Origin of the sequence: Caulobacter ginsengisoli (assembly GCF_030814835.1) — a bacterium.
Lineage (GTDB): Bacteria > Pseudomonadota > Alphaproteobacteria > Caulobacterales > Caulobacteraceae > Caulobacter > Caulobacter ginsengisoli.
The window spans coordinates 120,049-138,097 of record NZ_JAUSVS010000002.1 but is presented as its reverse complement, the minus strand read 5'-3'; the positions used below and the strand labels follow the sequence as shown (position 1 = coordinate 138,097).

Annotated in this window: 9 protein-coding genes; 4 read left to right on the top strand and 5 right to left on the bottom strand. The window is 69.9% G+C overall.

Annotation, left to right across the window (positions count from 1 at the left end; translation table 11 throughout):
• Window positions 1-177 precede the first annotated feature (177 nt).
• Genes QO010_RS06020 through QO010_RS06010 form a run of 3 tightly spaced genes read left to right on the top strand, consistent with a single transcriptional unit; the run spans window position 178 to window position 2,861 of the window.
• Window positions 178-675: an Lrp/AsnC family transcriptional regulator gene (locus tag QO010_RS06020; protein WP_307347359.1), complete on the top strand. Its 498-nt coding sequence runs from the start codon at window positions 178-180 to the stop codon at window positions 673-675.
• Window positions 656-1,957, top strand: coding sequence for a tetratricopeptide repeat protein (locus QO010_RS06015; RefSeq protein ID WP_307347356.1), 1,302 nt, complete (start codon window positions 656-658; stop codon window positions 1,955-1,957). The genes QO010_RS06020 and QO010_RS06015 overlap by 20 nt, the downstream gene beginning before the upstream one ends.
• A 10-nt stretch (window positions 1,958-1,967) precedes the next feature.
• A complete protein-coding gene (locus QO010_RS06010) occupies window positions 1,968-2,861 on the top strand; it encodes a pirin family protein (RefSeq protein WP_307347353.1) in 894 nt (297 codons plus the stop codon).
• 157 nt (window positions 2,862-3,018) lie between these two features.
• On the opposite strand, the gene pgsA is transcribed toward QO010_RS06010, so the two are convergent.
• Together pgsA and uvrC are read right to left on the bottom strand one after the other, a co-directional pair.
• Window positions 3,019-3,660: a CDP-diacylglycerol--glycerol-3-phosphate 3-phosphatidyltransferase gene (pgsA, locus tag QO010_RS06005; protein WP_307347351.1), complete on the bottom strand. Its 642-nt coding sequence runs from the start codon at window positions 3,658-3,660 to the stop codon at window positions 3,019-3,021.
• 14 nt (window positions 3,661-3,674) lie between these two features.
• On the bottom strand, window positions 3,675-5,561 hold the full coding sequence (gene uvrC / locus QO010_RS06000; protein ID WP_370873724.1) for an excinuclease ABC subunit UvrC: 1,887 nt from the start codon (window positions 5,559-5,561) through the stop codon (window positions 3,675-3,677).
• A 96-nt stretch (window positions 5,562-5,657) separates the two neighbouring features.
• On the opposite strand from uvrC, the gene QO010_RS05995 reads away from it, so the two are divergent.
• Window positions 5,658-6,620 carry a proline iminopeptidase-family hydrolase gene (locus QO010_RS05995; RefSeq protein WP_307347345.1) on the top strand — a complete coding sequence of 321 codons (963 nt, stop codon included), beginning with the start codon at window positions 5,658-5,660 and terminating at the stop codon, window positions 6,618-6,620.
• Here the strand turns inward: QO010_RS05995 and QO010_RS05990 are convergent.
• The 3 genes from QO010_RS05990 to QO010_RS05980 all read right to left on the bottom strand — a co-directional run bounded on the left by QO010_RS05990 (window position 6,617) and on the right by QO010_RS05980 (window position 17,887).
• Window positions 6,617-7,411 (bottom strand): DUF6065 family protein, encoded by a 795-nt coding sequence (locus tag QO010_RS05990; protein ID WP_307347343.1) that lies wholly within the window; start codon window positions 7,409-7,411, stop codon window positions 6,617-6,619. The two genes, QO010_RS05995 and QO010_RS05990, sit on opposite strands and share 4 nt — an antisense overlap.
• 67 nt (window positions 7,412-7,478) lie before the next feature.
• Complete coding sequence (locus QO010_RS05985) at window positions 7,479-12,044, bottom strand: M10 family metallopeptidase C-terminal domain-containing protein (RefSeq protein WP_307347340.1); 4,566 nt, start codon at window positions 12,042-12,044, stop codon at window positions 7,479-7,481.
• 107 nt (window positions 12,045-12,151) lie between these two features.
• Window positions 12,152-17,887, bottom strand: a complete 5,736-nt coding sequence (locus QO010_RS05980) for a M10 family metallopeptidase C-terminal domain-containing protein (RefSeq protein WP_307347337.1) — start codon at window positions 17,885-17,887, stop codon at window positions 12,152-12,154.
• Window positions 17,888-18,049: the final 162 nt, after the last annotated feature.

Here is an 18,049-nt window from a genome sequence, read left to right as displayed (position 1 = left end):
ATATTAGTCGTCCAGCGCCGCATGAGCCCGCCGCATTGAAAAATTTTTCCTTTGGAGGATGGGGATCGGCTTGCAAGAATATATAAGTGCGGCGAAATTGTTGGCCAAAGCCATGCCCGCCAATCCTCGCCACGCGGCACGTTCGCGGCGCGGATCGGCAAACTGGGGGAAGAAAGTTTGTCCGAGACGCTCGACGCGGTTGACGCCAAGATTCTGGATCTGATCCAACACGACGCCGGCCTGTCGGTCGCCGAAATCGCCGAGCGGGTCGGCCTGTCGTCCAGCCCCTGCTGGCGGCGGATCAAGCGGCTGGAGGATGCCGGCATCATCCAGCGGCGGGTGACCATCCTGGACCGCGAACTGCTGGGCCTGGGCTTCGAGGTCTATTGCACCGTCAAGCTCAGCCTGCCGACCAAGGAAAACCTCGAGAAGTTCGAGAGCGCCGTCGTCAAATGGCCCGAGGTGGTGCAGTGCGCCACGGTCACCGGGGCCGCCGACTACGAGCTGCGCATCGTCACCCGCGACATGCACGCCTTCGACGACTTCCTGCGCGACAAGATCCTCGACCTGGGCGTGGTGTCCAACATCGAAAGCCGCATCGTCATCCGGGGCGTCAAGAACTCCACGGCCGTCCCGCTCGGTCTGGTCAGCCCCTATGTCAGCCCGCACGGCTAGGCTGCTCGCCGCGGTCTGCGCCCTGGCGCTGATCGGGGCCGCTCCGGCCGAGAGCATGATCGAGCAGGTCTTCCGCCTGCGCACCGAGGCGGCCGAGGCCGCCAAGGCCGGCGATCTGAAGACCGCCCAGGCCCGGCTCGAATCGGCCAGGACCCTGTTCCCGACCAGTCCCGGCCTGCTGATCCGGCTGGCGCGGGTCCAGGCCGCCAACGGTCAGCCCGAGGCGGCCGTGGCCACCCTCAAGGCCTATGCGGATCTGGGCCTGGTTTTCGATGTCGCCAACGATCCAGCCCTGAAGGACCTGGCGGCGCGGCCGGACTTCGCGCTGGTCGCCACGGCCATGAAGACCAATGCGCAAGCCCGGGGGACGGCCGAGCTTGTCGTTACTGTCGATCGCGGCGACTTCATCGGTGAGGGCGTGGCTGTGCTGCCGGACGGCGACCTGTTGCTGAGCGGTGTCGCCGCCCGCGCCGTGTTGCGTGTGCACGAAGGCCAGCTCAGCCCCTTCCTGCAGGGCGATGCCGACACCGGCGCCCTGTTCGGCATGGCGCTGGACCAAGACGGCGCGGTCTGGATCGCCGAGGCCTGGGGCGCCGACCTGCCCGGCGGCTCGGGACCGGCGCGGACCGGGCTGCTGAAACTGGCTCCCGACGGCAGGGTGCTGGCCCGCTACCCGTTGGTCGACGACGGCAAGCCTCGGCAGTTGGGCGACGTGATCGTCGATGAGGCCGGCACGGTCTACGCCACCGACTCCGTCAGCGGGGGTGTCTATCGCCTGCGCGCGGGCGAGGCCGCTCCCAGTCTTTTCGCCCAGTCCAACGCCATCAAGTCACCCCAGGGCATGGGCCTGTGCAGCGGGGCTCTGCTGGTGGCCGACTATTCGAGCGGCCTCTATCGCATCGACACCGACGACGGCGCGGTCAGCCTCGTCGCGGGCCAGGGCGGCGCCGCTTTGGTCGGCCTCGACGGCGTGGCCAGAGACCCGTCGGAAGACCGGCGCGGCCTCCGCAGCCGCGTGCTGACTCTTGACTTCATCGCCACCCAGAACGGCGTCGAACCCCAGCGGCTGATGGGCCTGCGGCTGGACCGCGGCTGCCGTAAGCTGATCTGGGCCGAGGCGCGGCTTGCCAATATGCCGGGCATCGACGACCTGTCGCTGGGAGCAGTCGGCCAACACCACTACTATTTCGTCGGCCACAGCCAGTGGGGCGCCTGGGGCGGAGAAGGCAAACCGGTCAAGGACGACCAGCCGGTCAGGCTGTATAGCGTCCCGATCTTCTAGGGAGCGCACCATGATCGAACTGGTCATCGACCAACGCCGCAAGGACCTGGGTGGATTCGAGGTCGGGCGGGTGCTGCCCTTCGCCGGCCACCGCACGGTCGGCCCCTTCATCTTCTTCGACCATATGGGCCCCGCCACGATGGCGGCCGGCCTGCCGCGCAGCGTCGATGTGCGGCCCCATCCCCACATCGGTCTCTCGACCGTCACCTATCTGTTCGACGGCGAGATCATGCACCGCGACAGCCTGGCCAGCGAACAGGCCATCCGGCCGGGCGAGGTCAACTGGATGATCGCCGGCCGCGGCATCACCCATTCAGAGCGCTTCGAGAAGGCCCGGGCCCAAGGCGACACCCTGCACGGCATCCAGGCCTGGGTCGCCCTGCCCGAGGCGCTGGAGGAAACCGACCCCGCCTTCTTCCACCACGGCGAGATGGACCTGCCGACCTATGAGGGCGGCGGGATGTGGGCGCGGCTGGTGGCCGGCAAGGCCTTCGGGGTGGAGGCCAAGGTCAAGACCCACTCGCCGATGTTCTATGTCCACTGGCGGCTGGACGCCGGGGCCAAGGCCGAGCTGCCCGCCGAGTATCCCGAGCGGGCGGCCTATGTCGCCCAGGGCTCGGTCGAGGTGGACGGGCGGACCTTCCAGACCGGCCAGATGCTGGTCTTCGCGCCGGGCCAGCCGGTGCTGTTCACCGCCATCGAACCGTCCATCGTCATGCTGCTGGGCGGCGAGCCGATCGGACCGCGCTTCATTGAGTGGAACTTCGTCTCCTCCTCCAAGGAGCGGATCGAGCAGGCCAAGGCCGACTGGCGGGCCGGCCGCATGAAGCTGCCCGACCTCGACCACGACGAGTTTATCCCGCTGCCGGGCGACCCGCCGCCGGCGGCCAATCCGATGTCCTAGACCGGCCAGGGCCTCGCTTGCGCCTTGCCATCGCCAGAATTGCAAATCATTCTCATTTGCGAAACGCGATGGGAGACTCGCATGGTGGTCAGAGGCCTAGGTCCCCGCCCGCTGGTCGTGTTGATGCGGAGCGAACGGTCCCTCGCGAACCCAGAAGTCAGGCCGCCGGCGACTCCGCCAGCGCCTTGCGAGCCTGCAGCGCGTACTCCACCCCCGTCCAGACGGTGACGGCGGCGGCCAGCCAGAGCAGGCCCTGCGACAGCAGCTGGGCCTGATCGGCGAGCGGGCCCTCTTCCGGCAGCTTCCACAGGCTCCAGCCGAAGATGAACAGGTGGAAGCCCAGGGCGAAGAGCTGCAGCGTGGTCTTCCACTTGGCCAGCAGGGTCACCGGCAGCTTGATGCCGCGCGGGGCCAGGGTCTCGCGCAGGGCGCTGACCGCGAATTCCCTAAACAGCATCAGCCCCCCCGCCACAGCGGCGGTCCAGGAGTGAACCAGGGCCATGGCGATGACCATGCCGGCCACCAGCACCTTGTCGGCGATGGGGTCGAGGATGGCCCCCAACGTGCTGACCGCGTCCAGTTTGCGGGCCAGCCAGCCGTCGACGAAATCGGTCAGGGCCGCGATCACGAAGCCGAAGAAGGCCAGGAAATACAGGAACTGGGCCACCACGATCGGAGTCCAGCCGGCCTTGGTCGCCAGGTCGGCCAGCGGCCCGAAGGCCAGGGTGGTCAGGGCCAGGAAGACCACCAGGGTCAGGGCCAGCCGCAGGCCGGTGACGATGTTGGGGAGCATTTTCATGCCCCCTAAATACCTCATCGGCGGAAGAAGTCATGGATGCGTTGCGCCAGCGGCCCGCTGACCCCCTCGACCTTCTCCAGGTCGGCGACGGCGGCTCTGGAGACGCCCTTGGCCGAACCGAACGCATGCAGCAGCGCCTTCTTGCGGCCCGGACCCACCCCCTCGATCTCGTCGAGCGGATTCTTCTTCATGTCGATGGCCCGGCGGGTGCGGTGCGAGCCGATGGCGAAGCGGTGGGCCTCGTCGCGCAGTCGCTGCAGATAGTAGAGCACCGGCGACTTGGGCTCGAGCATGAAGGGTTCGCGCCCCTCGATGAAGAACCGCTCCAGGCCCGCGTCGCGGTCGGGGCCCTTGGCCACCCCGACCACGGCGATGTCGTCGACGCCCAGGTCGGCCATGATCTCGCTGGCCGCCGCCAACTGGCCGGCCCCGCCGTCGATCAGCACCAGGTCCGGGCGCGGCGAGGAGACGGCCTCGCCGGTCTCCTCCTCCTTGACCATGCGGGCGAAACGACGGCGCAGCACCTCCCGCATCATGCCGTAGTCGTCGCCGGGGGTCAGTTCGGTGCTCTTGATGTTGAACTTGCGGTACTGGTTCTTCTGGAAGCCCTCGGGCCCGGCCACCACCATGCCGCCGACCGCGTTGGTCCCCATGATGTGGCTGTTGTCATAGACCTCGATCCGCTCGGGCGGCGCGTCCATGCCGAACGCCTCGGCCACCCCATTGAGCAGCTTGGTCTGGGCCGAGCCCTCGGCCATCTTGCGGCCCAGGGCCTCTCTGGCGTTGGTCAGGGCCTGGGCGACCAGGTCGCGCTTCTCGCCCCGCTGCGGCCGACTGATCTCGACCTTGCGGTTCGACTTGATGGTGAAGGCCTCGGCCAGCAGCTCGCGCTCGCTGGGCTCCAGGCTGACCAGGATCAGCCGGGGGATGGGTTTGTCCTCGTAGAACTGACCGAGGAAGGCGGCCATGATATCCTCGTCGGTGTCGCTCTTGTCGACCCGGGGGAAGTAGGCGCGGTTGCCCCAGTTCTGGCCGGCCCGGAAGAAGAACACCTGGATACAGGCCTGGCCGCCCTCGCTGTGCAGGGCGATGACGTCGGCCTCGTCCACCGTCTCGGGATTGACCCCGGTCTCCTGGGCGACGCTGGCCAGGGCCCGGATGCGGTCGCGCAGACGGGCGGCGCGCTCGAACTCCATCTCGTCGGAGGCGGCCTGCATCTCCTCAGCCATCTTGGCCGTCACCGCCCGGCTCTTGCCGCGCAGGAAGAGCTCGGCCTGCTCGACGAGGGCGGCATAGTCCTCCAGCCCGATCAACCCGGTGCAGGGGGCGCTGCAGCGGCGGATCTGGTGCAGCATGCAGGGCCGGGTGCGACTCTCGTAGACGCTGTCGCTGCACGATCGCAGCAGGAAGGCCTTCTGCAGGGTGTTGAGCGTGCGGTTGACGGCCCCGGCGCTGGCGAAGGGGCCGAAATAGTCGCCCTTGATCGAGTGGGCGCCGCGATGCTTGCGCAGCTGGGCGGCCGGGTGTTCGCGGCGAATGACGATCTCGGGGAAGCTCTTGTCGTCGCGCAGCAGCACGTTGAAGCGCGGCTTCAGCTGCTTGATCAGGTTGATCTCGAGGAGCAGGGCGTCTGTCTCGGTGCGGGTCGAGACGAACTCCATGGCCCGGGTCTGGTCGACCATGTGGGCGATGCGGTTGGTGTGGAACCGGCCCTGGGCGTACTGGATGACCCGCTTCTTGAGCGAGCGGGCCTTGCCGACATAGAGCACCTCGCCCGCCGCATCGATCATGCGGTAGACGCCCGGCGCGTCGGGCAGGCGGCGGCAGTAGTCCTTGATCAGGGCCGCGCCTGACAGGGGGGGAGATTCGGTTAGGTCGGTCACCCCGCCAATATAGGGCAATCGTCCGGCCGGCGCCGCCCGGGTGTGTCAGCAGCCGACTTGATCCAACCGCGCCTCTGCTGCGTAACTCCGCGAAACGCTTCTGGGGAGGCCACCATGACCCATCTGAACCGCCGCGGCCTGCTGGCCGCTTCGGGCGCTCTTGCATTGACCGCCTGCGCGCCCGCCGCCAAGCCGCCGGCAAAACCGACCGTCGCCGAAGGCATGGCCCAGGTCCCCGGCGGCAAGGTCTGGTGGCGCAAGGTCGGCGAGGGTGACAAAGCCCCGCTCCTCACCCTGCATGGTGGACCCGGGGCCGGGCACGACTATCTGGAGCCCCTCGCCGCCCTGGCCGACCAGCGGCCGGTGATCTTCTACGACCAGCTGGGCTGCGGCCGCTCCGAGAAGCCGGCCGACAACAGCCTGTGGACCATCGACCGCTTCGCCGAGGAGATCGACGCCCTGCGCGCGGCGCTGAAACTCGACCTGGTCTGTATCCTGGGCCACAGCTGGGGCGGTTTCCTGGCGGTGGACTACATGACCGACCGCGCGCCCAAGGGCGTCGAGGCCCTGATCCTGGCCTCGGGTTCGGCCAGCACGCCCCAGGCGTCACGCGGCATCCTCAAGCTGGTCGACCAGACGCCGAACGGGGCCGGGGCCCGCATCCACGCGCTGGAAAAGGCCGGCCAGATGCAGAGCCAGGAATACCAGGACCTGGTCCAGCAGTTCTATGCCCTGCACGTCTATCGCGGCGACCCGAACAACCCGTTCTTCCAGGCCACCCTAAAGAACCTCAGCTCCACGCCGGTCTATCCGGTGATGAACGGGCCCAACGAGTTCACCATCACCGGCACGATCAGGGACTGGGACCGCACGGCGCAACTGGGCAGGATCGACTGCCCCACTCTGATCACCACCGGGGAGTTCGACGAGGTGTCGCTGGACTGCCAGCAGACCCTGAACGAGGGCATCAAGGGATCGCGCCTGGAGGTGATGAAGGGCGTCAGCCACCTCTACATGCTGGAACAGCCGGACGCCTATAACGCCCTGATCCGCGGCTTCCTGGCCGATAAGGCCTAGAACTCCCGGAAGGGCTTCAGCCGCACCCGCGTGCGGTGGTCGGCGGGGCCCTCGGCCTGACCCTCGACGCCCTGGCCGCGGTAGTAGTTCTTCTGCCAGCCGTCGGCCTGGGCCTTGGAGCCGGCCTGTTTGAGCTCGGCGTTAAAGCCGTTGCGGCTGGCGGACCAGGCTTCGTACTGGGTCTTCAGGCCCGGATTGGCCTCGAGCGGAATACGGCGGGGCTGGATGCGCTCCAGCATGCCGCGCTCGACCGGGAAGAGGTGGCAGAAGGGCTCGTCCTTCTCGAAGCGGGTCAGGATGCCCGGCCGGGTGAAGATCCAATTCATCGTGAAGGTGAAGGGCGCCCAGTCGGTCTCGATCACCCCGGTCAGCGGATAGACCCCGTCCTTGGGCCGGTTGATCGGCCCGCCGCACCAGATGTCGTAGCCTGGCGAGGTGCGCATCAGGGCGTTGATGTGGAAGGTGACGATGCCGTGGCCGAAATGGCTGACGGCCGGCGCGGTCGTCCCCGGATCGGCCTGGATGACCACGGCCTCCAACCCGGGGGCGCCGGTCCAGCCGACCGCGAAGCCGCTGGGGCAGAGCACCTCCCAGCCGTGGGCGTTGGCGATGTTCAGCGGCAGGCAGCGATAGGCGTAGCGCTCGTGGGTGGCGTCCATCCACGGCCGCTCATGCGGGGCCGGCCGGATGTTCAGGGCCGTGTTGTCGATGGCATAGGCGATCAGGGTCTGGGCCTCGCCGGCCTGGCCCCGATCGGCGGGCTTCGCATCGCCCGGTTTGGTGTCGCTCACGCTCAGCCTCCTTCGGCCGCATTCCGCGTCTGGCTAACGCGGAAGCGGCCCCCACGGCAACCACAGATCATGAAATGATCCAGTCGCCGTGGTGGGAGATCTGCTCGAGCAGGACCGGGTCGCTGCCCATCCAGGTGACCCCGGGGGCCCAGGCGTGCGGCAGTTTCTCCGGCGCGGTGTCGGCGCCGTCGAACAGCGCCGCGCCGGCCTGGGCCTTGTCGACCGCCAGAGGCGCGGCCAGCGGGGCGGCCGGTGGGCTGGTGATGAAGTTGGCGGCGGTCAGGCTGAAGGCGGTGACCCCGGTCAGGGTGACGTATGAGCCGTCCGACAGCATCACCTTGGCCCCGCCGGCCAGCGACGTGATCGAGACGTAGCCGCCGAAGGCCGAGACATCGAGCTTGTCTTCGCCGACCATGAAGTCGGTGATGGTGTTGGCCCCATCGCCCGCGCTGAACACGAAGATGTCGTGTCCGGCGCCCCCGCTCAGGGTGTCGGTGCCGACCCCGCCGACCAGAACGTCATTGCCGTCCCCGCCCAGCAGCTTGTCGGACCCGACCCCGCCCTCGAGCCGGTCGTTGCCGCCCAGGCCGTTGAGCGTGTCGTTGCCGTCCAGGCCCTGGATCAGGTCCCGGCCCGCGTCGCCGGTCAGGGTGTTGCCGGCGGCCGTGCCCACGAGGGTGTGATCCCAGGCCGCCGGCGGCGGCGGCGGGGGCGGAGCCGGCGGCGGGCTTGGCGGCGGCGCCGGAGGGGGTGAAGGCGGAGGACTCGGTGGCGGAGCCGGCGGGGGAGAAGGCGGCGGGCTCGGCGGCGGCGAGGGGGGCGGGCTGGGCGGTGGCGAAGGAGGCGGCGCCGGCGGAGGGCTCGGCGGCGGCGCCGGCGGCGGGCTGGCGCCGGTGATGAAGCTGGCCGCGGTCAGGGTCGAGGCGGTGACGCCGGTCAGGGTGATGTAGCTGCCGTCAGCCATCAGCACCTTGGCCGCGCCGGCCTGCTGCACGATCGAGGCATAGCCGCCGAAGGCCGAGACATCGATCCTGTCTTCACCGACCGCAAAATCGGTGACGGTGTTGGCGCCGTCGACCAGACCGACGACGAAGACGTCAGCGCCCGCGCCGCCGGTCAGGGTGTCGGTGCCGGCCCCGCCGACGAGAATGTCGTCGCCATCGCCGCCGAGCAGCTTGTCGGAGCCATCGCCGCCTTCGAGGCGGTCGTTGCCGCCCAGGCCCGACAGGGTGTCATTGCCGGCCAGGCCCTGGATCAGGTCCCTGCCTGCATCACCGGTCAGGGTGTTGCCGGCCGTCGTGCCGACCAGGGTGTGATCCCAGGTCGGAGGCGGCGGCGGGCTCGGCGGCGGCGCGGGCGGCGGCGAGACCGGAGGCGGACTCGGCGGCGGCGGCGGCGCAGGTGGAGGAGACGGCGGCGGTGGCGGGCTCGGCGGGGGAGCCGGTGGTGGCGACGGCGGCGGACTCGGGGGCGGAGCCGGCGGTGGCGCGGGCGGCGGGCTCGGCGGAGGCGCGGGTGGCGGCGACGGCGGCGGCGCGAGCGGCGGGCTGGCGCCGGTGATGAAGCTGGCGCCGGTCAGGCTGGCGGCGGTGACGCCGGTCAGAGTGACATAGGAGCCGTCGGACAGCATCACCTTGGCCCCGCCGGCCAGCGCCGTGACCGAGACGTAGCCGCCGAAGGCCGACACGTCGATCAGGTCCTGGCCGACCGTGAAGTCGGTGATGGTGTTGGCGCCATCCAGAAGACCGACGACGAAGGTGTCGGCTCCGGCGCCACCGGTCAGGGTGTCGGTGCCGGCCCCGCCGACGATGACGTCATCGCCATCCCCGCCCAGCAGCTTGTCGGACCCGACCCCGCCCTCGAGGCGGTCATTGCCGCCCATACCATTGAGCGTGTCATTGCCGTCCAGGCCCTGGATCAGGTCGCGGCCGGCATCGCCGGTCAGGGTGTTACCGGCGGCAGTGCCGACCAGGGTGTGATCCCAGGTCGGGGACGGCGGCGGGCTCACCGGCGGCGGGCTCGGCGGCGGACTGGGAGGCGGCGGACTGGGAGGCGGCGGACTGGGAGGCGGCGGACTGGGAGGCGGCGCCGGAGGTGGTGACGGCGGAGGGCTGGGCGGCGGCGCCGGCGGCGGGCTCGGCGGCGGCGCTGGCGGAGGGCTCGGCGGCGGCGCGGGTGGCGGGGGCGGCGAAGCGGTCAGGCCTATGAAACTGGCGGCCGTCAGAGTGCTGGCGGTCAAGTGGCTCAGCCGCAGGATCGCGCCGCTGGCGAAGCTGACCACCGTATCGGCGCCATCCTGCGTGATGGCGCTGTAGCTGCCGATGCCGGTAACGTCGATATGGTCGACCCCGACAGCGAAATCGCTGATGACGTCGGTGTTGCCGGCCAGGTTGTCAGCCACGAAGACGTCGGCCCCATCGCCGCCGGTCATGGTATCGTCGCCGGCGCCTCCGGTCAGGCGGTCAATTCCGTCCTGGCCCAGCAGGGTGTCGTTGCCCGCGTCGCCGAAGACCTGGTCATCCCCCGCTTCGCCATCGACGCTGTCGTTGTCGGCTCCACCGTGCAGGACATCGGCGCCGACATCGCCGTGGAGGCTGTCGTTGCCGCCGGCGCCGTTCAGGACATCGTTACCCGCATCGCCGAACAGCCCGTCCACTCCGGCCCCGCCGTTCAGGGTATCGTCGCCGCCTGAGCCGGAGACCCAGCTCCCTCCGTTGCCCGCGGTGATCACGTTGTTGAGGACGTTGCCGATGAGGCGCTGAGCGCTCGCGCCCGTGCCGACGAGATTTTCGACATTGGCGCCCAGGTCATAGTCGAGGGCCGTGCGGATCGTATCCGTGCCGGCGCCCGCCGCCTCGATGACGGTGTCGTTCATGCCCACGACGTAGGTGTCGTCGCCCAGGCCGCCCCGCATCACGTCGGTCGCGGCGCCATCATCGGCGCCGCCATCCAGCAGGTCGGCGCCGTCGCCGCCGCGCAGATCGTCCGCGCCCGCGCCGCCGTAAAGGGAGTCGTTTCCTGTTCCGCCGTCCAGCAGGTCGTCGCCCACCAGGCCGTTCAGGGTGTCGTCGCCGTCCAGGCCGTAGATATGGTCGGCGGCGCTGGTCCCGTTCAGGGTTTCGCTGGCCGCCGTGCCCATCACATCGTGAGAGTCGGGGCCCAGGCCGATGAAGCTGGCATTGGTCACAGCGGTGGGCTGGATGCCCTCTAGGGTCAGCTTTGCCCCGTCGGCAAAGGTGATCACCGCGTCGCCGTTGACCTGGGTAATGGTCTGGTAGGCGCCATAGGCGGTCAGATCGATGAAATCGGTTCCGACCTGGAAGTCGGTGACGGTGTCCGAGCCAGTGCCCGGCGCGACCACGAAGGTGTCGGCGCCGGCCCCGCCGGTCAGGAAGTCGTCACTCTGGCCGCCATCCAGGCGGTCGTCGCCATCCCCGCCCGACAGGTGGTCGCCATTGAAGCCGCCGAACAGCCGATTGGCCGCAGCGTTGCCGGTGATCCAGTCGCTGCCCGAGCCGCCGATGGCGTTCTCGATCACCACACCCATGGCAATGGCGACGTTGCCGGTCAGCCCGCCGACGCTGGAGAAGGCGCCCTGGCTGAGATTGATGGTGGCGCCCTGGCTGTACCCCGAGAAGTCGAAGGTGTCGTTGCCGCCGGCGTCCCAGACCGCGAAGATCAGCTTGCTGGCCTCGCTCAGCGCCTGGAACCACGCCCGGTCGGCGTTCGAATTGAAGCCATAGACCGTATCGCCGGTCCGGGTGGCCATGTTGGCGCCGTACAGCCGCTGGGCCGCGGCGATGTCGTCCAGCATGGTGGTGGCCGGATACAGCGGTCCGAAATCCCCCCCGGTCTCGTACTCGAAGAAGTAGCTCATCACCGAATACTGCTGGCTGTCCTCGTAGTAGGAGGCATTGGCGGCATAGGTGAGGTCGTCGTTCACGCCCGCGTCGTAGTCGCTGGGATGGTCCAGGCCGATGGCGTGGCCGATCTCGTGCACCAGGGTCAGGGCGCCGTAGCCGCCGATGCTGGGGTTCTGGTTGGCGGCCTGCGAGATGTTGACCCACAGGTCGCCGGATTCCGCGTCCGTCGGCGCGCCGAAGGTGTTGTCCGGCAGATAGGTGAAGGCCGCCGCCCCCGCCGCGCCGCTGGCATAGTTGCCGAACAGGATCTGGGCGTTGTTCGAATAGGCGGCCGCGCCGCTCGTGCCGCTGCCGACCCGCACGAAGATGATGTTGGCAACGTCCGACCAGGCGGCCAGCGCCAGCAGGGTGGCGTTGATCTGAGTGGTCGTGAAGTGGGAGAAGCCGGCCGTGTCGTCCGGCATGGCCCCGAACGCGACGGTGTCGCGGAAGGCGAAGGTCACCGTCACCGCGGTCCCCAGCACGCCCGGCGCGTTCCAGCTGTAGCCGTCCCGGGTCAGCTGGGCGGCGGCCTGGTCCACCGTCTTGGAGGGCTTGCCGTTGTCGCTCGCCCCCCCACGCTGGTCGGCGTTGAGGAAGCCGCGCGTGGCGTGGGGGAAGACCTGATAATGGCCGAAGCTGTCGGCGCGATAGGCGCGCGCGCCCTCACTGCCGATGGACGCGAAACCGGTCGAAGTCTCGTCCGGCCGTCCATCCATGTCGTAAGGCACGGCTATCCCCCCAAGAACACCACTTCAAGCACACTACTGGGCGGCGAAAATACGAGCTTCGCGACCTCGCCGCAAGGCGCGGCGATGTCGCGATCCCACCCCCCCGATTAGCCGATGATCCAGTCTCCGTGATGGGAGACCGCGTCCAGCAGACCGCTCTCCAGACCGACCCAGTCCGCGTGGCTGGCCCAGGCGTGAGCCAGTTTCTGCGGCGCCTCCAGCGTCTCCTCGGCCTGGCCGCTCGCCGCCGTCGCCACGCTCTTGGGCTGGGCCAGGGGCAGCGAGGCGGAGACCGGCGCGGCGGGCGGGCTGGTGATGAAGCTGGCGGCGGTCAGGCTGAGGGCGGTGACCCCGGCCAGGGTCACGTAGCTGCCGTCGGACAGCATCACCTTGGCCCCGCCGGCGGTGGCGGCGATCGAGGCGTAGCCCCCGAAGGCCGAGACATCGAGCCTGTCCTCGCCGACCACGAAGTCGGTGATGGTGTTGGCCCCGTCGCCGGCGCTGAACACGAAGATGTCGTGCCCGGCCCCACCGGTCATGGTGTCGGTGCCGACCCCGCCGACCAGGACGTCATCGCCTTCCCCGCCCAGCAGCTTGTCGGACCCGACCCCGCCTTCCAGCCGGTCGTTGCCGCCCAGGCCATTGAGCGTGTCGTTGCCGTCCAGGCCCTGGATCAGGTCCCGGCCGGCGTCGCCGGTCAGGGTGTTGCCGGCCGCCGTGCCCACGAGGGTGTGATCCCAGGTCGCCGACGGCGGGGGCGGAGACGGCGGCGGGCTCGGCGGCGGAGGCGGAGGCGGGCTCGGCGGAGGTGACGGCGGCGGCGCCGGAGGGGGTGACGGCGGCGGGCTCGGCGGAGGGCTGGGCGGCGGCGCGGGCGGCGGACTCACCGGCGGCGGCGAAGGTGGCGGAGCCGGCGGAGGACTGGGTGGCGGCGCAGGCGGCGGACTCACCGGCGGCGGCGAAGGAGGCGGCGCCGGCGGAGGACTGGGCGGCGGCGCCGGCGGCGGACTGGCGCCGGTGATGAAGCTGGCCGCTGTCAGGCTGGACGCGGTGACGCCGCTCAGCAGCACATAGCCGCCGTCGGCCATCAGCACCTTGGCGCCGGCGACCTGCTGTACGATCGAGGCGTAGCCGCCGAAAGCGGACACATCCAGCTTGTCTTGACCGACCGCGAAGTCGGTGACCGTGTTGGCCCCGTCGGCCAAGCCGACGACGAAGACATCGGCGCCCGCGCCGCCGGTCAGGGTGTCAGTGCCGGCTCCGCCGACCAGGACGTCATCGCCGTCCCCGCCCAGCAGCTTGTCGGACCCGACCCCGCCTTCCAGCCGGTCGTTGCCGCCCAGGCCATTGAGGGTGTCGTTGCCGGCCAGGCCCTGGATCAGGTCCCTGCCGCCATCGCCGGTCAGGGTGTTGCCGGCCGTGGTGCCGACCAGGGTGTGATCCCAGGTTGGAGGCGGCGGCGGGCTCGGCGGCGGCGCGGGCGGCGGCGAGACCGGAGGCGGACTCGGCGGCGGCGGCGGCGCAGGTGGAGGAGACGGCGGCGGTGGCGGGCTCGGCGGGGGAGCCGGTGGTGGCGACGGCGGCGGACTCGGGGGCGGAGCCGGCGGTGGCGACGGCGGAGGCGCGGGTGGCGGCGACGGCGGCGGCGCGGGCGGCGGGCTGGCGCCGGTGATGAAGCTGGCGCCGGTCAGGCCGGCGGCGGTGACGCCGGTCAGGGTGACATAGGAGCCGTCGGACAGCATCACCTTGGCCCCGCCGGCCAGCGCCGTGACCGAGACGTAGCCGCCGAAGGCCGACACGTCGATCAGGTCCTGGCCGACCGTGAAGTCGGTGATGGTGTTGGCGCCATCGACCAGTCCAATGACGAAGGTGTCGATCCCGGCGCCGCCGGTCAGGGTGTCGGTGCCGGCTCCGCCGACGATGACGTCATCGCCATCGCCGCCGAGCAGCTTGTCGGAGCCGTCCCCGCCTTCGAGGCGGTCATTGCCGCCCAGGCCGTTGAGGGTGTCGTTGCCGGCCAGGCCCTGGATTAGGTCCCTGCCGCCGTCACCGTTCAGGGTGTTGCCGGCCACGGTGCCGACCAGGGTGTGGTCATAGGGCGAAGGCGGCGGAGACACCGGCGGCGGACTGGGCGGCGGCGAGACCGGCGGCGGGCTCGGCGGAGGACTGGGCGGCGGCGGAGGCGGCGGGCTCGGAGGCGGCGCCGGCGGCGGGCTGGGCGGCGGAGCAGGCGGCGGCGGCGGGCTGGGCGGCAGCAGCGGCGGGGGAGGCGGCGGGGGTGAGGCCGGCGGCGGGCTCACAGGCGGCGGCGGCGGGCTGGCCGGCGGCGTCGGCCCGGTGATGAAGCTGGCGGCCGTCAGGCTGCTGGCCTGGACGCCCCCGAGCGTGACCGAGCTGCCGTCGGCGAACGTCACCCGGGCGCCGTACATGGTCTGGGCGATCGAGGTGTAGGTTCCGAACGCGGAGACATCCAGCCTGTCGACGCCGACGGTGAAGTCGTAGATCAGGTCGTCGCCCCAGCCCTGGCTGAAGACGAAGACATCGGCGCCGGCCCCGCCGGTAAGCTGGTCGTTGTCGTTGCCGCCGACGAGTCGGTCGGCGCCGTCGCCGCCCTTCAGCTGGTCCGATCCGCCCAGGCCTTCCAGCAGGTTATCCCCGCCGTCGCCGATCAGGGTGTCGCCCTCCTGGCCGCCACGCACGCCTTCGATGCCGGTAAAGGTGTCCATCCCGAAGAAGGTGTTTTGCGGTCCGGTCTTGCTGAGGTCGACCACAACGCCGAACCTCAGCACCGTGCTGAAGTCCAGCATGTCGAACCCGCCGCCGCCATCGATGACGTCATCGCCGCCGAACCCGTCGAAGGATTCATTGGCGGCCCCGCCGGTCAGGTGATCGGCGAAGTCGCTGCCCCGCACGGCCTCGAATCCGCTCAGGGTGTCGTTGCCCTGGCCGGTGGCCTGCGGCCCGGCGAGGGCCAGATTGACGGTGACGTCGCTGCTCGCCCCGGCATAGTCGAGCCAGTCGAAACCCAGGCCGCCGTCCAGGCTGTCATTGCCCAGGCCGCCGAACAGGCGGTCGGCGCCATCGCCACCGGAGATGGTGTCGTCACCGGCCCCGCCGGCCAGTTCGTTGGCCGTGGCCGTGCCGGTGATGACGTCGTTGCCGGCCCCGCCATCCACCTTGCCGAAGGTCGCGGTCGCGGCGAGGGTTTCGTTACCCGCCCCGCCCACCAGCCAGAAGCCGCCCAGCGGATAGGTGACGATGTTGGCGTTGGTCAGGGCCGTGGTGGCGAGGTTCTCGAACCGCACCAGGGTGGTCCAGTCCTCGCCCTGCCCGTCCTCGTTGAACTGCAGCAGCGTGTCGCCGCCCGCCTGGCCCAGCCGCAGAAAATTCTCGCCGAACGGGGACGGCGTATAGACCCGCCCCTGCACGAACTGGGTCACGTCCAGGATGTCGCCGGCGGTGAAGTCATGCACCGTGATCAGGCCGAGCGGATAGCCGTGGAAGCCGTCCATCAGGATCAGCCGGTCGGCCCCGGCCCCCAGGGTCAGGTCTATCACTCCCGCCGGGTCGGTGAAGACCAGGTCGTCGCCCTCGCCGGCGTCGACGAAACCGTGGGCCGAGACGATGCGGATCGCGTCCTTGCCGGTCCCGCCATAGAGGTGGACGGTGTCGTTGTTGTAGCCGCTGTACTCGACCCGGTCGTCCCCCGCACCGCCATCGAGAATAAGGTTCGAGCCCGCATCATAGGACCAGCTCCGCATGGCGTGGACCCAGTCGTCGCCATCGTCGCCGTAGAACTGGTCGGCCAGTCCATTGTCGTCTCCGACGGCGTCGCTGCCCGTCCCGCCATGGACAATGTCGGAGCCATAGTAGGTGAACAGTATGTCGTCGCCATCGCCGCCATTGACGATATCGTCGCCGCCCCAGCTGATCAGCCAGTCGTTGCCGCCCAGGCCGTTGATCACGTCCGGCCCGGGGCCGGTATTGACCTCATCTCGCGCGGCCGTGCCCGTGAAAGTCACGCCGGCCGGAACCGAGCCGTCCGAGGCGTAGCCGCCCAGGTTTTCGGCCGTGAAGGCCAGCGGCGCGGTGTTCTGGAAGGTGGCCAGGGTCGTCCAGTGACCCGAGCGGTCCCCATCGATCTGCAGAAGGCTGCTGGTCCCGTCGGCGATCATCCGCAGGAAGTGGGCGGCGAAGGGGTTGGTGCTGCGGTCCCAGTTGACGAAATGGGGTGTCACATAGTCCAGCATGTTGAGCCGGTCGCCGCCGGCGCCGGTCTGGAAGTCGGTGATGGTCAGCTGAAATCCCGGCAGCTGGCTGTAGTAGAGCGAGACGGTGTCCACCCCGGCGCCCAGGGTCAGGGTGACTCCCGCCCCGACCTCGCGAAGGCTGAAGGTGTCATCTCCGGCGCCGCCGATCAGCCGGGCGACCCCCTCGCCGTTGAGCTGGAAGAGGTCATTGCCGTCGCCGCCGTCGGCGATGACGTGGCCCGTGGCGCCGGGGACGAAGCTGACGTTCAGCGTGTCGGCGCCACCCTCGCCGTAGAGCCGGGCCTCACCGCCCAGCGCCGCATAGCCGACGACCCCGATGGTGTCGTCGCCGTCCTGGCCGTGCAACTCGTCGCCGATCTGGCCGCTCAGATTGTCGGCGCCCGTCCCGCCGAACAGCTGGTTGTCGCCGCCCTGGCCATAAAGGTTGTCGTTGCCGTCGCCGCCTTCCAGACGATCGCCGCCGGCCCTGCCGAACAGGGTGTCGTCGCCCCCCAGCCCCTGCATCAGGTCGATGCCGTCCGTGCCCGTCAGATTGTCCGCCCCGGCGGTCCCGACGAAGGTGGCGCCGGGCGGCAGGGCGCCGTCGGGCGACAGGCCGTGGAAATTGGCGGCCGTGAACAGCGAGGCGGTGGTGTTCTCAAAGCGGACAAGGGTGGTCCAGCTGTCGGCGCCGCCGTTGGCGTCGATCTGCAGCAGGGTCGCCGCCCCCGATTGCAGCAGCCGCAGATGGCCGGTGCCGAAGGGATTGTTGCCGTTCCAGCCCGTGAAGAGGCTGAAAAGGTTGTCGCCGAAATCCAGCACATCGCCCAGATTCCCGACCAGAAAATCCCGCACCTGCAGGGCGCCGGCGATCGAGGTTCCGCCGAGGTTGAGCCACCGCAGCGTGTCCCGGCCATCGCCCAGGGTGATGTCCGTGTCATGGAAGGCGGTGAAGTCCAGCCGGTCGTCGCCGCTGCCGGCGTCGATGACCAGGTGACCCTGAGCGCCGAAGAAGTCGATGACGTCGTCGCCCGAGCCGCCCCAGATGCTGCCATTGATGACCCGGCCGACCCATTCCTCGGACACCCGGATGTTGTCCGCCCCGGCCCCGCCGTCGACGAGGACGGTGCTGACATCGCCCTGCCCCGCGACAGCGCGGGTGACGCCCAGATAGTCGTCGCCCTCGCCGCCGAACAGGCTTTCGTTGCCGCCCTCGCTGTCCTGGAGAGAGTCACTGCCGATCCCGCCCACCAGGACATCGGATCCGCTCTGGCCGTTCAGCGTATCGTCGCCATCGCCGCCCAGGATGTAGTCATCGCCCTCGTGGCCATAGACCGTGTCGTTGCCGCCGCGCGCATCGATGACGTCTGCGCCCGCGCCGCCGTGCAGCATCTCGCCGTTGTCGGATCCGGTCAGGGTGACCGGCGGGGGCGAGGGTGGCGGGGGCGGCGCGGCGGCGGCCTTGCCGCCGTCGACCGGCAGGGCCGACCTGCCGGCCCGAAGCGCCGGTTCGGCGGAGGGGGACTGGATGGAAAGGTCGGAGTCGGGCGCAAGCCCACCCAGGCCCACCGGACCGGCGTCCTTGAAAGTCACTGTGAAATCCCCCCGAGGGACACCGCCAGCGCGGCGCCGAGCACTGCTACGTCGACGACTCTAGCAGGCCCGCCCCGCTCGGTGAAAGCCCCCTTCTGCCGCGTGAGGCTGCAGGCCGCCGGATGTTTGCCAGCAAGGCGGCCGATCCTTAGGGTAGCGAAA

What these genes read in the sequence shown, in the direction of transcription:
- QO010_RS06015 (WP_307347356.1), top strand. Translation starts at nt 656, where the DNA reads ATGTCAGCCCGCACGGCTAGGCTGCTCGCCGCGGTCTGCGCCCTGGCG.
- pgsA (WP_307347351.1), bottom strand. Translation starts at nt 3,660, where the DNA reads ATGAAAATGCTCCCCAACATCGTCACCGGCCTGCGGCTGGCCCTGACC.
- QO010_RS05995 (WP_307347345.1), top strand. Translation starts at nt 5,658, where the DNA reads ATGACCCATCTGAACCGCCGCGGCCTGCTGGCCGCTTCGGGCGCTCTT.
- QO010_RS06010 (WP_307347353.1), top strand. Translation starts at nt 1,968, where the DNA reads ATGATCGAACTGGTCATCGACCAACGCCGCAAGGACCTGGGTGGATTC.